Genomic DNA, 13,225 nt, shown 5'->3' on the forward strand with positions numbered 1-13,225 from the left:
TATTGCATGACCTGCTCGCGCCTGGGGTAGTCGCGTTTCAGGCTGAACAGAAAGTCCTGGCCTTCAAAGTCGTGGCGGCTGCGCAGGATGCTTTCGACGATCTGCGGCACGGATTGATGCTGGTAGACGCGAAATTGTCTGCCTTGGCCGAGCAGGGCCAGGCGCGGCTGCAGAGTGAGTTCATAACGAGCCTGGTCGTTCGAGCCGGATTGGCGCTTGAAGCCGGTGACCACGCCGTGCAGGCTGCGCAGCGGTTTGACCGCGGGCGCGCTGAAGCCTGAGGTCGGTGGTTTTTGCGGGGCGGCGTGCAGGCTGAAACGGGCGTCCTGGCCAAGCAGAGTTTCGGCGGCGAGGTCACGTTCGGTGCTGGTGAATTCCACGCGATAGGTGAAGGGCTGGCTCAGGTGTTCGTGGCCTTCAAAGGCCAACACGTCGAGACGGGCTTCGATGTTGCGCACACTCAGGGTGTGCCGGCCATGATCGAAAAGAACCCTCGGCAGTACGCTGGAAGTCATTCCCTTTACTCCTGGACGCGAAAGCCCAGAGAGTAAAGATTTGTTATCGGTGATTAATGTCGGAAGATTCGACTTTACAAGAGCGACACTTCCCGATCTGGTTTTAGAGCCTAAAAACTATCGATATGTCGATAATCCAAGCACAGGCGCTGAGCCAGTTCTCGCGCCCTCCCCAACCGAATCGGCCCGCGCTCGATATCGACCAATAACCCCGGGCAATCCAGCGATGGCAACGCGGCAATCTCCTTGAGTCGTCCGTCAGTCAGCACCAGCAACCGCTGCTGTTCGGTGGGGAAACGCGTTCTGCGTGCCGCCAGCCATTGCGCCGCCTCGCCCAGCGCTGCCAACAGCGGCGTACCGCCACCCGCGCCGAGCTGATCGAGCCAGCCAGCCAGGCTTTTCGCGGCTTTCAGGCCCTGCACCTGCCACTTCGGCGACTGCCCGCTCGCCGTCAGCAATGCCATGCGCGCCCGCTGGCGGTAGGCGTCATCCAACAGTTGCGCCAATAACCCTTTGGCATCGGTCAATGCACGATGCCGCCGCGTCGACGCCGACGCGTCGACAATCACCAACCATAACTCCTGGGCCGAGCGGCTGCGCAGGTGGAAACGCAGGTCCTCACGAGACTGCGGCCGCCCGCCGAGCAAGGTGCCCGGCCAATTGATCGAGCCCTGCTGCGCGTCGCGCGACTTGCCGTGCCTGCCTTTATCCAGTCGCCCCGCCTTGGGCCGGGCATCCGCCCCCGCGTCAGGTCGGGGGCGGATGCCTAGGGCTTTTTTGGCCAGGCGGGCACGTCTCGGCGAGCGCCCGTGGGCAAGGCCGGTGCGGGCATATCACCCCACTGGCCTTGGCCGGGTGAAGTGTCGGACGCTTGAGGCGCCTGGCCCTCATGGTTGGGCGGGCTGGGCGGCGGGGACTGCGCCTGGCGACGATGGCGCAAGGCAAACTCGGCCACGGCTTCGATATCTTCCTCGGCGATGGCGGTCGCGCCGCGCCAGGCTGCATGCGCTCTTGCGCCACGCAACCAGACAAGGTCGGCGCGCAAACCATCCACGCCCGCGGCAAAGCAGCGTTGGGTGATCTGTGCCAGCGCCTCGTCATCCAATGCAATGGCCTCGAGGCAGGCCCGCGCCCGGGTGCAACGCTCGCGCAGGGCGGCCTGCGGTTCGGCCCACAACGCGCAGAAGGCCACGGGGTCGCTGTCGAAGTCGAGGCGCCGGCGGATGATCTGCCCACGCTCGGCCGGCACGGTTTGCCCGCTCAAGGCCACATTGAAGCCGAAGCGGTCGAGCAACTGCGGACGCAACTCACCCTCCTCCGGGTTCATCGTGCCGATCAGCACAAAACGCGCCGCATGCCGGTGGGAGATGCCGTCGCGCTCGATCAGGTTGGTGCCGCTGGCGGCCACGTCCAGCAGCAGGTCCACCAAATGATCGGGCAGTAAGTTGACCTCGTCGACATACAACACCCCACCATCCGCCTTGGCCAGCACGCCGGGTGAAAACTGCGCGCGGCCTTCGCCCAATGCTGCATCCAGATCCAAGGTGCCGACCAGGCGCTCTTCGGTGGCGCCCAACGGCAAGGTGACGAATTGACCGCTGGCCAACAGGTCCGCCAAGCCACGTGCCAGGGTGGACTTGGCCATGCCGCGCGGGCCTTCGATCAGCACGCCGCCGATCTTCGGGTCGATGGCGGTCAGGCACAGCGCGAGTTTCAGGTCGTCGGCACCGACCACGGCCGACAGCGGGAAATGGGGAATATCAGTCATCAGCTGTCTTCTTCTATATCCAGCAACAGGTTTTCCAACGCCTCGCGATACGCCCCCGGCGCTTGCCACATGCCACGCTGCTGGGCTTCGAGCAGGCGCTCGGTCATGTCCCGCAGGGCATCAGGGTTGTGCTGTTGCACAAAGGCGCGGGTGTCGGGGTCGAGTAGGTAGGCGTCGGCGAGCAAGGCGTATTGGTGATCGTCGATCAGCGCGGTGGTGGCGTCGAAGGCGAACAGATTGTCCACGGTTGCCGCCATCTCGAACGCACCTTTATAGCCATGACGCTTCACGCCTTCGATCCACTTGGGGTTGGCGGCGCGGGCACGGATCACCCGGTTCAGCTCTTCCTTCAAGGTGCGGATCTTCGGCACGTCCGGCTGGCTGTGGTCGCCATGGTAGCTGGCGGCCTTGTCGCCGCTCAGGGTTTCCACGGCGGCGAGCATGCCGCCCTGGAATTGGTAGTAATCGTTGGAATCGAGCAGGTCGTGCTCGCGATTGTCCTGGTTTTGCAGCACCGCCTGCACCTGGCTCAGGCGTTGGGCGAATTGCCCGCGGGCGGCGGTGCCCTCGTCGGCGCCACCATAGGCGTAGCCACCCCAATTCAGGTAGACCTCGGCCAAGTCCTCGCGGCTTTGCCACAAACGACCGTCGATCGCGCCCTGCACGCCCGCGCCATAGGCACCCGGCTTGGCCCCGAAAATACGCCAGCCCGCCTGTTTCGCCGCGGCGGCCTCGTCCAGGCCGGACTCAAGCAACGCCTGGCGCTCGCAACGGACCTTGGCGGCCAGCGGGTTCATATCGTCAGGCTCGTCCAGCGCCGCCACCGCTTGTACCGCCGCATCGAACAGGCGGATCAGGTTGGCGAAGGCATCCCGGAAGAACCCGGACACGCGCAAAGTCACGTCGACACGCGGGCGGTCCAGCAGGCTGATCGGCAGGATTTCGAAGTCGTCCACCCGCTGGCTGCCCGTGGCCCACACCGGGCGTACCCCCATCAGGGCCATGGCCTGGGCGATATCGTCGCCGCCGGTACGCATGGTCGCGGTGCCCCACACCGACAGGCCGAGCTGGCGCAGGTGGTCGCCGTGGTCTTGCAGGTGCCGCTCGAGAATCAGGTTGGCCGACTGGAAACCGATGCGCCAGGCAGTGGTGGTTGGCAGGTTGCGCACGTCGACGCTGAAAAAATTGCGCCCGGTGGGCAGCACATCCAGACGCCCCCGGCTCGGCGCGCCGCTCGGGCCCGCCGGCACGAAGCGGCCGCCCAGGGCATCGAGCAGGCCGCGCATTTCCGCCGGGCCGCACCCATCCAGGCGTGGCGCCACGACACTGCGCAGGCTTTCGATGACGGATTTGACGCCCTCCCAACCGGGCTCTTCCAGCTGTTCCAGCGGCCCCGCCAGCGCCTGTTCGATCAACCGTGCAGCGTACAGTTCCAGGCGCTCGCGGGTATCACCAGCGGTGCGCCATCGCTGTGGATCGATCCTTTGCAAAACCTCCGGGCGGCGTCCGGTCCAGGGTTCGGCCAGGGCGCAGTCCAGCGGGTCGAAACCCAGCTCGAAGGCCTTGGCCAACACCTGTAACAGGCTCGATTGCGCGCCTCGGCCGTCGCCACGCGGGATACGCAGCAACGCGAGCAAGGTGTCGATACGCAAGCGGCCCTGGGGCGACTCGCCGAAGATATGCAGGCCGTCGCGGATCTGCGATTCCTTCAGGTCACACAGGTAGGTATCCAGGCGCGGCAGCCAGATCGCCGCGTCGGCCTCGCTGTCCAGCTCAAGCTCCTGGTCGATACGGGTTTCGCGCACCAGCTTGAGGATGTCCTTTTGCAACTCGCGGGCGCGGCGCGGGTCGAGCAGTTGCGCTTCGTAGTATTCGTCCGCCAACAGCTCCAGGTCGCGCAGCGGCCCGTAGGTTTCGGCACGGGTCAGCGGCGGCATCAAGTGATCGATGATCACCGCCTGGGTGCGGCGCTTGGCCTGGGCGCCCTCACCCGGGTCGTTGACGATAAACGGATAGATATTCGGCAGCGGCCCGAGCAGCGCGTCGGGCCAGCAATTTTCCGACAGCCCGACGCCCTTGCCCGGCAGCCATTCCAGGTTGCCGTGCTTGCCGACGTGGATCACGCCGTGAGCGCCGTAGGTGTGGCGCAACCAGAAATAGAACGCCAGGTAAGCGTGAGGCGGCACTAGGTCCGGGTCGTGGTACACCGCGCTGGCGTCCACCTGATAACCGCGGGCCGGCTGGATGCCGATAAACGTCAAGCCCAGGCGCAGGCCGGCGATCATCAGGCGGCCATCGCGGCACATCGGGTCGTTGTGCGGCGTGCCCCAGCGTTCCAACACCGCCTGGCGGTTGGCTTCGGGCAGGCGCTTGAACATCGCCTCGTAGTCGTCCAGGCTCAGGCTTTGGTGGCACGGGCGCAGGTCGAGGTTGTCCAGGTCGTTGGTGACGCCACCGAGCAGTTCGTGGATCAGCGCGGTGCCGCTTTCCGGCAGGATTTCGGGCAGCGGATAACCCTCGGCCTGCAGGGCCCGCAGGATATTCAGCGCCGCCGCCGGCGTGTCCAGGCCGACGCCGTTGCCGATGCGGCCGTCGCGCGTCGGGTAATTGGCCAGGATCAGGGCGATGCGCTTGTCGGCATTCGGCACCCGCGCCAGTTCGACCCAACGGCGCGCCAGTTCAGCGACAAAGTCCATGCGTTCCGGCGCTGCGCGGTAGCACACCACGTCCGACTGGCTGCGCTCACTGCGCCAGGCCAGGTCCTTGAAGCTGATCGGTCGGCTGATGATGCGCCCGTCCAGTTCCGGCAAAGCGATGTGCATCGCCAGGTCGCGTGGGCCGAGGCCTTGTTCGCTGGCCTGCCAGGCGGGTTGGTTGTCCTGGGCGCAAATCGCCTGGATCACCGGGATATTGCGGCGAAACGGGCGCAAATGCGGCGCTTCGGGGCTGGACTGGGCAAAGCCGGTGGTGTTGAGAATCACCGCCGCCCCGACCTCATCCAGCCAGTCCTCGACCACCGCCAGGCAGCCGGGCTCCTTCAGACTGGCCACTGCCATCGGCAACGGACTCAGGCCCGCCGCCTGCAGACGCTGGCAGAACACATCGATAAAACCGGTATTGGCCGCTTGCAGATGGGAGCGGTAGAACAGCACCGCCGCCACCGGGAACTCAGGATTCCAATCCAACTGCCAGTCGTTGAGGCACGCATTGGCTTTACGCGGGTGATAAATCGCGCTGCGCGCCAGGGTTTGCGGCTCGGCCCAGGCATAGTCGCGGCCCAGGTAGGCGCTGGCCAGGCAGCGATAAAAATCCAGCGCATTACCCAGGCCGCCCTGGCGCAAGAACTGCCACAGGCGATCACGCGCTGCGGCATCCACGGTGCTGAGGCCGCTGAGTTCCGGGTCGGGGCGGTCATCCCCCGGCACCAGGATCAGCGTGACCCCGCGCTCGGCCAACGCCACCAGACGCTCGACGCCGTAACGCCAATAGCCGATGCCGCCGTGCAGGGAAATCAGGATGACCTTGGCGTGGCGCAGCACTTCATCGACGTACAGGTCCACCGATGCATGGTTCTGCACCTGCATCGGGTTGGCCAGGCGCAGGCTCGGGTAATCCTCGGGCAACTGCTGGGCCGCTTCGGCCAGCAGCGCCAGGCTGGAGTCGCCGCTGCACAGGATCACCAGCTCGGCGGGGGTTTGCCCAAGGTCGGCAATGTTGTCGTCCGCGACGAAACCGCCGGGCTGGGTCCTGAGCAGGTGCATGGGTTAAACGCTGAGGGCGGCGCGCAATTGCGCTTCGAGGCCCGCCGCGTCGAGGTCCTGGCCGATCAGCACTAGGCGCGTGATGCGCGCTTCATCGGCGCTCCAGGCGCGGTCGAAGTGTTTGTCGAAGCGTGTACCCACGCCCTGGATCAGCAGGCGCATCGGCTTGTTCGGGATCGCCGCGAAGCCTTTGACGCGCAGGATGCCGTGCTGCACCACCAATTGGCTCAGGGCGTCGAGCAGCAGGGCTTCGTCGGACTGGGGCAAGTCGATGGAAATGGAGTCGAACGCATCGTGATCATGATCATGATCGTCTTCACCTTCGTGATGATGATCGTGATGGCTATGGCGACCGTCGATGTGCTCTTCGGAGCCGGCGCCCAGGCCGATCAGCACGTCCAGCGGTACCCGACCGCTGCTGGCTTCGATGATCTTCACCGCCGGCGGCAACTCTTCGGCGACTTCCAGGCGCACGCGGGCCAGGTCGTCGGGGCTGATCAGGTCGCACTTGTTGAGGATCACCAGGTCGGCGCTGGCCAGTTGGTCGGCGAACAGTTCATGCAGCGGTGATTCGTGGTCCAGGTTCGGGTCGAGTTTGCGCTGGGCGTCGACCTGATCCGGGAAGGCGGCGAAGGTGCCGGCCGCCACGGCGGGGCTGTCGACCACGGTGATCACCGCATCGACCGTGCAGGCGTTGCGGATTTCCGGCCACTGGAACGCCTGGACCAAGGGTTTTGGCAGGGCCAGGCCGGAGGTTTCGATGAGGATATGGTCAAGGTCGCCGCGACGGGCAACCAGTTCGCGCATCACCGGGAAGAACTCTTCCTGCACGGTGCAGCACAGGCAGCCGTTGGCCAGTTCATACACGCGGCCGTTGGCTTCTTCCTCGGTGCAACCGATGGAGCACTGCTTGAGGATTTCACCGTCGATGCCCAGCTCGCCGAACTCGTTGACGATCACCGCGATGCGACGGCCCTGGGCGTTATCGAGCATATGGCGCAGCAAGGTGGTTTTGCCCGAGCCGAGAAAGCCGGTAACGATGGTGACGGGGAGTTTGGCCAGTGTTTTCATCGGATGCCCTTGGGGGCGGGCATACGGGACGATAGGCCCTGCGCGACGCGCAGCAGCAGATTTCGTCACCGGATCACCCCGCCCGGTTGAATTGAAAAATCAGTTGCGAGGCAGGTCTCCTGGCTTGGGGCTTGCGGGTCTTGCGACCGGCGCTGGCTGCGCCTTCCCGCCTTGATGGCAGTGGCGTGGCAGTCAGATAAACCCTTCACAGTTGCGGGGGCAGCCGCGGCTTGAACCGCGTTCCCTTCTTAGCTCCGGCCTGGGCCGAAGAACCTCGAGGGTGCAAGGCTACAGGGGCTCAGTCAATTTGACTACCGTCGCCCTGCATGCTTTCCTACACACCTTGTTTCGGGTGCCCTTCACAGGGTGAAACGGGAAACCGGTGCGTCATAGCGATATGACCAGTCCGGTGCTGCCCCCGCAACGGTAAGCGAGCGAAGCGTCACGGCCACTGTGCTTTGTGCATGGGAAGGCGATGCTTTCAGGACTCAGTTCAAGAGTCCCCTCGCAAGCCCGGAGACCGGCCCGAAAAAAATCATCTAACAAACCCGCGGTGGGCGGGCGCTGTTTGAACCCTGCGTGCCTGGCTCGCGGGTTTTGCATGCGCTCGTGTCACCCTGAACCCCTGAAGGGACGCGCCATGTCGATCATCAGCAGCACCTCGCCTAGCACCAGCAGCACCGCCACCCTGAGCCAACGTCTGGGCGCCGCCATCGGCGCGTCGATCCTCGGCGCGTGCCTGGTGTATTTCGCCGGGTTCTCGCATATCGAAGCGGTACACAACGCCGCCCACGATACCCGCCACAGCGCCGCGTTCCCGTGCCATTGAGACCTGCCGACATGATCAAGCGTATTGCGCAAACCGCAGGTTTCAGTGGGCTGCTGGCCGCCCTGTTGTTGACCCTGCTGCAAAGTTTCTGGGTCGCCCCGCTGATCATGCAGGCGGAAACCTTTGAAAAAGCCCCGGCGGCGACACAAGTGGCACACGAGCACGCTGCTGGCACCGCTGCACACACCCATGACGCCGAAGCCTGGGAGCCGGAAGACGGCTGGCAGCGCGTGCTGTCGACCACCGGCGGCAATCTGGTGGTGGCGGTCGGTTTCGCCTTGATGCTCGCCGGGCTCTACACCCTGCGCGCGCCGACTCGCACGGCTCAAGGCCTGCTGTGGGGCCTGGCCGGTTACGCGACCTTCGTGTTGGCGCCAACCCTGGGCCTGCCGCCGGAATTGCCGGGCACTGCCGCGGCCGACCTGGCACAACGGCAGATCTGGTGGATCGGCACGGCGGCCTCAACCGCGGCCGGTATCGCGCTGCTGGTATTCGGTGGCAACTGGCTGCTCAAAGCGCTGGGCGCGGCAATCCTCGTGGTGCCTCATGTGATTGGCGCTCCGCAACCTGAAGTGCATTCGATGCTGGCCCCTGAGGCTCTGGAAGCGCAGTTCAAAATCGCCTCGCAACTGACCAACGTCGCGTTCTGGCTGGCGTTGGGGCTGATCAGCGCCTGGTTGTTTCGCCGCAACCGCGACGATCGATACATCGCATGACCCTCGTGGTCGGCCTGGGCTGCCAGCGCGGCTGCGAGTTTCAAGCCCTGCTGGACCTGCTGAACGCCGCCCTCGCCGAGGGCGGTATCGAGCGCCATCGCATCACCGCCCTGGCCAGCCTTGATCGCAAGCAGGATGAACCGGGCTTGCTGGCCCTGGCCCAATGGCTGAACCTGCCGCTGCACTGCTTCAGCGCGGCGCACCTGGCGATGTATGACGACCGCCTGAGCCACAGGTCTGCCGTCGCCTTTGCCCATACCGGTTGTTACGGCATCGCCGAAAGCGCCGCCCTGGCCCTGGCCGAACAACTCGGCGGCGCCCCTGCGCGCCTGTTGGTCCCGCGCAAAAAATCCGCCCAGGCCACCTTGGCATTGGCCTGCGTCGACTGAAACCGCGATAATCTCCGCTTCCGATCATGAGCGTTCTTCATGCTCGCGCGTTTTTTCACAGGATTTGTCCATGACCGTCTACTTCATCGGCGCCGGCCCCGGCGACCCGGAATTGATCACCGTCAAAGGCCAGCGGCTGATCCGCAGTTGCCCGGTGATCATCTATGCAGGGTCGCTGGTGCCGGCGGCGGTACTGGAGGGGCATCAGGCCGAACAGGTGGTCAACAGCGCCGAACTGCACCTGGAACAGATCATCGAGCTGATCAAGGCCGCCGATGCCAAGGGCCAGGATGTGGCGCGGGTCCACTCCGGCGATCCAAGCCTATACGGCGCAATTGGCGAACAGATCCGCCTGTTGCGCGAGTTGGGCATTGCGTTCCAGATCATTCCCGGCGTCACCGCCGTGGCCGCCTGCGCGGCGCTGCTGGAGACTGAACTGACCCTGCCGGACATCGCCCAGAGCGTGATCCTCACCCGCTACGCCGATAAAACCCGCATGCCCGCCGGTGAAGACTTCGACAGCCTGGCCCGCCACGGCACGACCATGGCGATTCATCTGGGGGTCAATCACTTGGAGAAGATCGTCGCCGAATTGCTGCCGCACTATGGCGCGGATTGCCCGATTGCCGTGGTACACCGCGCGACCTGGCCGGATCAGGATTGGGCTGTCGGCACCTTGGCCGACATTGCCGAAAAAGTCGCGGCCAAAGGCTTCAGGCGCACGGCGCTGATTGTGGTGGGTCGGGTGCTGGCCAGTGACAGTTTCAGCGCGTCGTCGCTGTATCGGGCCGGGCATGCACACCTGTACCGCCCCTAATCAAAAACATCAAAAAACAAACATAAAACACTAATTTAACTAAACAAACACAAAATAAAATGTGGGAGGGAGCTTGCTCCCGATAGCGGCGGGTCAGTCGACTTATCAATCGACAGATACACCGCTATCGGGAGCAAGCTCCCTCCCACACTTAATTTTCAGCGTTAGGTAGGTCGCGTAAGCAGTTGAATTTTAAGCATAAAAAACGGCGCTCACGGGGCGCCGTTTTTTTGCTCGCAGCGAACACCTGACTCAGTAGTAGGCGTTTTCTTTCTGCGTATGGTCAGTCACATCGCGGACGCCCTTGAGCTCCGGAATGCGCTCCAGCAAGGTACGCTCGATGCCTTCACGCAGGGTCACATCCGCCTGGCCGCAGCCCTGGCAGCCGCCGCCGAACTTCAATACGGCGATACCGTCATCCACCACATCGATCAAGCTGACCTGCCCACCGTGGCTGGCCAGCCCAGGGTTGATCTCGGTTTGCAGGTAGTAATTGATGCGCTCGTTGACCGGGCTGTCGGCATTGACGTTCGGCACCTTGGCGTTCGGCGCCTTGATGGTCAATTGGCCGCCCATGCGGTCAGTGGCGTAGTCGACCACCGCGTCGTCGAGGAACGCTTCGCTGAAGGCATCGATATACGCGGTGAAGCTTTTCAGCCCCAGCGCGGTGTCTTCCGGCTTCTCTTCGCCCGGCTTGCAGTAGGCGATGCACGTCTCGGCGTACTGGGTGCCAGGCTGGGTGATAAAGACGCGGATGCCGATACCCGGGGTGTTCTGCTTGGACAGCAGGTCAGCCAGGTAATCGTGGGCGGCGTCGGTAATGGTTATGGCAGTCATGGAAACTCCTCACAGGCTTGCTGGCAGTTTACGCCAAAATATTACGCAGATACAAAGCCCCAGTAATTTTGTCGGAAAAGCCTCGCCATCGCCGTCAGAGGTTTTCATAGCGGTTCATATCCAGCACACCCTCTTCCAACGGCGTGGTTTCGCGGACGTAGGTCGACAGATCGTGGAAGTACTCCCAGAACTGCGGATGACTGCGACGCACACCCCAACGATCGACGATCTTCTCGAAGTGCTGGGCGTCGCGGGCACTTTCCATGGCCGCGACGAACGCCGGCACTTGCTCGGCCGGGATATTGAACATGAAGTTCGGATAACTGCTCAGCACGCCGGGGTAGACCGTCAACGTGTCCAGGCCCGGTTGATAGCGAGAAGCCTCACCCAGCATGAACGCGACATTACTGTGGGCACGGTTGCGCAGCAGGCTGTAGACCTCGCGATGACCGGTGCGGGTTTCGATGCGCAGCATGGTCGCTTCCGGCAATTGGTCGATGACCTTGAGCCCCGCCGCCGGGCGTGACGTCAGGCGACTCAGGGCCTGCTCGGCATCGCGCAGCACCGGTTCGAGGCCCGGCCGCGAGCAGTAGGCGCCGACACAGCGATTGATCGGGTCTGGGCTGGCATTGAGGTCGCCATAACGCGCCAGCAACTGGTTGACGAAATCGCGCTTCGGGTCTTTTTCATTCAGTTTCAGGCCGGTGGGTTTATCGTCGTCGATCGACTCATAGTCCATCCACAACTTGACCTTGCCGCCGTTCTGATACCAATCGTCGAGGAAATCGTCCCGCGAATTGGCCGGCATCAGGCGCAGGAAGTTCTGTTCGGCGCCATTGCGGATCAGGTCGAAGTACAAGCGGGTCTGGGCCTGATGGGAGACGTTGCCGAACACGTCGAAGTTGACCACCAATTGGTAGTAGGTGCGCTCCAGCAACGGATAATCGAACAACCACATTGTCTGCGGGACTTCACCGATCAGGCCTTTATTGACCGACGCGCTGTCGAAGTGACGGAAGATGCTCAACAACGCATTGTCGTTGCCGGCCCACAGCGTCGACCAACCGGGCGCCGGCAACTCGCCATAGCGGTAGCGACGCAGCGCTTCGTACTCGTTGCGCTTGTCACGGTACTTGAGCCACAGGCTGAGCACGCTGCCCACGTCGTCGTTCTGCCCGGGCATTGCCAGCAACGGCGTGGCCCGGCCGCGATAGAGCGGATCGGTGATGTACAGGTCGTGTTCGGGGGCCTGGAACAGCGCCCAGAAGTTGTCGCGGATCACGTCCGTGGCGATCTGGCCCCGGCACACCGGGCCGCGGATGAAGGTGCGGACAAAGTACTCGGCATTATCGAGCATGAACTGGTAGCGCGCCTGGGCCGGAATCGCCTCGAACGTCTCGAACGGGTTGGCACGACGGCCCGGACCGTAGCCTGGCAAGGCGCTGACCTGCCAGTCGCCGCTGTAGAACAAGGCTTTGACCCGTTCCATTTTCGCCGCGCTGAGCGGGTACGTGATGTGGGTCTTATGGACGATCACCCCTTGTATCGGCCACAGCCGGTAGTAGATCCGGGTACCGGGATCGTCGTTGGGGCGACGGGTATTGATCAGGTCGATCGGCTGCCCACTGGGGGTGCGCGAGCGGACCCACTGGAAGAAATGCCCCGGCTCACCGCCTTCGAAATACAGATGTGCGATAAACAGGTGTTCAAACAGCCAGCGGGCGACCAGGCTTTCGCGGGCGCCGGGGGCGTTGAGCAGGTTTTCCCACTGCAGCACTTGCGCGGCTTCCTGGGCACTTGGCGCCACGCCCTGCTGGTCAATCGGCGCACCGGAGGCCAGCCAGCGTCGCAGGGTCTGGTACTGCTGGTCGCTCAAGCCGGTCACGGCCAGCGGCATACCTTCATTGGGGTGCACGTCGGCGTAAGTGTCGAACTCCTCTGGCAGCGGGCACATGTTCTCGCGGTTCAGGCCCAGCACGATGTCGTCCGGCAGCTTGCCGTTGGGCTGCAACGGCGCGCGGCTGTGGCCCAGTTCGAGCATGCGCGCCATCAACGCAGCCTGGCTGCCTTGGGCGTCGAGCACGGAAGTGAAGCCTTCGTGCCGCCAGGCAGCCTTGCCGAACGCGTCGTAGAACAGACGCGTCGGCTTGGTCGCCTGACTGCGATCACCATCGTAGACCAGCACCTTGGTCGCCCCCCGCGCCGCGCCCTCGCCACTGCCCAGGTTCAACTGGCAGGCCGAGTCGTAGCAGGCATGGCACGCCACGCACTTCTCAGTGAAGATCGGTTGGATATCACGGGTGTAGGAAAGCGCCGGAGCGGGATCTTGGGCCTGTGTAGTGCTGCCAATCAGCAACAGAACGAAGCTGATGATGATGCGATACGGCATGAGCCTGGTCCCGATATGAAGCCAAAATGGAAAATCCCGCGGATTCTACCGATCTAACACGCGCACCAACATGAACGATATTCATGCAAAACCTGCACATGCTCCAAATCCACACAGGTTTGCTATGATCCAC

Annotated in this window: 11 protein-coding genes and 2 riboswitches; of the genes, 4 read left to right on the forward strand and 7 right to left on the reverse strand. The window is 63.7% G+C overall.

The features are described 5' to 3' along the window. From TU80_RS22075 to cobW, 5 genes are all read right to left on the reverse strand, one after another. A partial coding sequence (locus TU80_RS22075) for a contractile injection system protein, VgrG/Pvc8 family (protein ID WP_248843152.1) occupies positions 1 to 515 on the reverse strand: 515 nt, incomplete at its 3' end. Between the two features lie 110 nt (positions 516 to 625). After that, positions 626 to 1,228 carry a vWA domain-containing protein gene (locus tag TU80_RS22080; protein ID WP_057005414.1) on the reverse strand — a complete coding sequence of 201 codons (603 nt, stop codon included), beginning with the start codon at positions 1,226 to 1,228 and terminating at the stop codon, positions 626 to 628. Between the two features lie 53 nt (positions 1,229 to 1,281). Continuing rightward, positions 1,282 to 2,283 carry a magnesium chelatase ATPase subunit I gene (locus TU80_RS22085; RefSeq protein WP_057005415.1) on the reverse strand — a complete coding sequence of 334 codons (1,002 nt, stop codon included), beginning with the start codon at positions 2,281 to 2,283 and terminating at the stop codon, positions 1,282 to 1,284. Next, entirely contained in the window at positions 2,283 to 6,044 is a 3,762-nt protein-coding gene (cobN, locus tag TU80_RS22090) for a cobaltochelatase subunit CobN (protein WP_057005416.1), read from the reverse strand. Before cobN ends, TU80_RS22085 begins: the two co-directional genes overlap by 1 nt. 3 nt (positions 6,045 to 6,047) lie before the next feature. Further along, complete coding sequence (gene cobW / locus TU80_RS22095) at positions 6,048 to 7,115, reverse strand: cobalamin biosynthesis protein CobW (protein ID WP_046383143.1); 1,068 nt, start codon at positions 7,113 to 7,115, stop codon at positions 6,048 to 6,050. A gap of 92 nt (positions 7,116 to 7,207) precedes the next feature. After that, positions 7,208 to 7,407, reverse strand: a riboswitch (cobalamin riboswitch). Between the two features lie 41 nt (positions 7,408 to 7,448). Then, positions 7,449 to 7,658: riboswitch (cobalamin riboswitch) on the forward strand. A gap of 97 nt (positions 7,659 to 7,755) precedes the next feature. On the opposite strand from cobW, the gene TU80_RS22100 reads away from it, so the two are divergent. The 4 genes from TU80_RS22100 (at position 7,756) to cobM (ending at position 9,866) form a co-directional block, all read left to right on the forward strand. Then, the gene (locus tag TU80_RS22100) at positions 7,756 to 7,944 is read left to right on the forward strand and encodes a CbtB domain-containing protein (protein ID WP_017846597.1); all 189 of its coding nucleotides are present in this window, start codon (positions 7,756 to 7,758) and stop codon (positions 7,942 to 7,944) included. Positions 7,945 to 7,955: 11 nt separating this feature from the next. Then, positions 7,956 to 8,660, forward strand: coding sequence for a CbtA family protein (locus TU80_RS22105; protein WP_057005417.1), 705 nt, complete (start codon positions 7,956 to 7,958; stop codon positions 8,658 to 8,660). After that, entirely contained in the window at positions 8,657 to 9,049 is a 393-nt protein-coding gene (locus TU80_RS22110; RefSeq protein ID WP_057005418.1) for a cobalamin biosynthesis protein, read from the forward strand. Before TU80_RS22105 ends, TU80_RS22110 begins: the two co-directional genes overlap by 4 nt. A gap of 70 nt (positions 9,050 to 9,119) precedes the next feature. Next, positions 9,120 to 9,866 (forward strand): precorrin-4 C(11)-methyltransferase, encoded by a 747-nt coding sequence (gene cobM / locus TU80_RS22115; RefSeq protein WP_046383141.1) that lies wholly within the window; start codon positions 9,120 to 9,122, stop codon positions 9,864 to 9,866. Between the two features lie 252 nt (positions 9,867 to 10,118). Here cobM and nfuA read toward each other — a convergent pair whose 3' ends face one another. Together nfuA and TU80_RS22125 are read right to left on the reverse strand one after the other, a co-directional pair. Continuing rightward, positions 10,119 to 10,703, reverse strand: a complete 585-nt coding sequence (nfuA, locus tag TU80_RS22120) for a Fe-S biogenesis protein NfuA (RefSeq protein WP_003190728.1) — start codon at positions 10,701 to 10,703, stop codon at positions 10,119 to 10,121. Positions 10,704 to 10,797: 94 nt separating this feature from the next. Beyond that, positions 10,798 to 13,092 carry a fatty acid cis/trans isomerase gene (locus TU80_RS22125; protein WP_057005419.1) on the reverse strand — a complete coding sequence of 765 codons (2,295 nt, stop codon included), beginning with the start codon at positions 13,090 to 13,092 and terminating at the stop codon, positions 10,798 to 10,800. Positions 13,093 to 13,225 lie beyond the last annotated feature (133 nt).

This window comes from Pseudomonas veronii (assembly GCF_001439695.1).
In the GTDB taxonomy this organism is placed as follows: domain Bacteria; phylum Pseudomonadota; class Gammaproteobacteria; order Pseudomonadales; family Pseudomonadaceae; genus Aquipseudomonas; species Aquipseudomonas veronii.

Excerpts from the sequence above, each read along its gene's own strand:
- TU80_RS22100 (WP_017846597.1), top strand. The coding sequence starts at position 7,756 with ATGTCGATCATCAGCAGCACCTCGCCTAGCACCAGCAGCACCGCCACC.
- TU80_RS22110 (WP_057005418.1), top strand. The coding sequence starts at position 8,657 with ATGACCCTCGTGGTCGGCCTGGGCTGCCAGCGCGGCTGCGAGTTTCAA.
- TU80_RS22105 (WP_057005417.1), top strand. The coding sequence starts at position 7,956 with ATGATCAAGCGTATTGCGCAAACCGCAGGTTTCAGTGGGCTGCTGGCC.
- cobW (WP_046383143.1), bottom strand. The coding sequence starts at position 7,115 with ATGAAAACACTGGCCAAACTCCCCGTCACCATCGTTACCGGCTTTCTC.
- TU80_RS22085 (WP_057005415.1), bottom strand. The coding sequence starts at position 2,283 with ATGACTGATATTCCCCATTTCCCGCTGTCGGCCGTGGTCGGTGCCGAC.
- TU80_RS22125 (WP_057005419.1), bottom strand. The coding sequence starts at position 13,092 with ATGCCGTATCGCATCATCATCAGCTTCGTTCTGTTGCTGATTGGCAGC.
- cobM (WP_046383141.1), top strand. The coding sequence starts at position 9,120 with ATGACCGTCTACTTCATCGGCGCCGGCCCCGGCGACCCGGAATTGATC.
- nfuA (WP_003190728.1), bottom strand. The coding sequence starts at position 10,703 with ATGACTGCCATAACCATTACCGACGCCGCCCACGATTACCTGGCTGAC.
- cobN (WP_057005416.1), bottom strand. The coding sequence starts at position 6,044 with ATGCACCTGCTCAGGACCCAGCCCGGCGGTTTCGTCGCGGACGACAAC.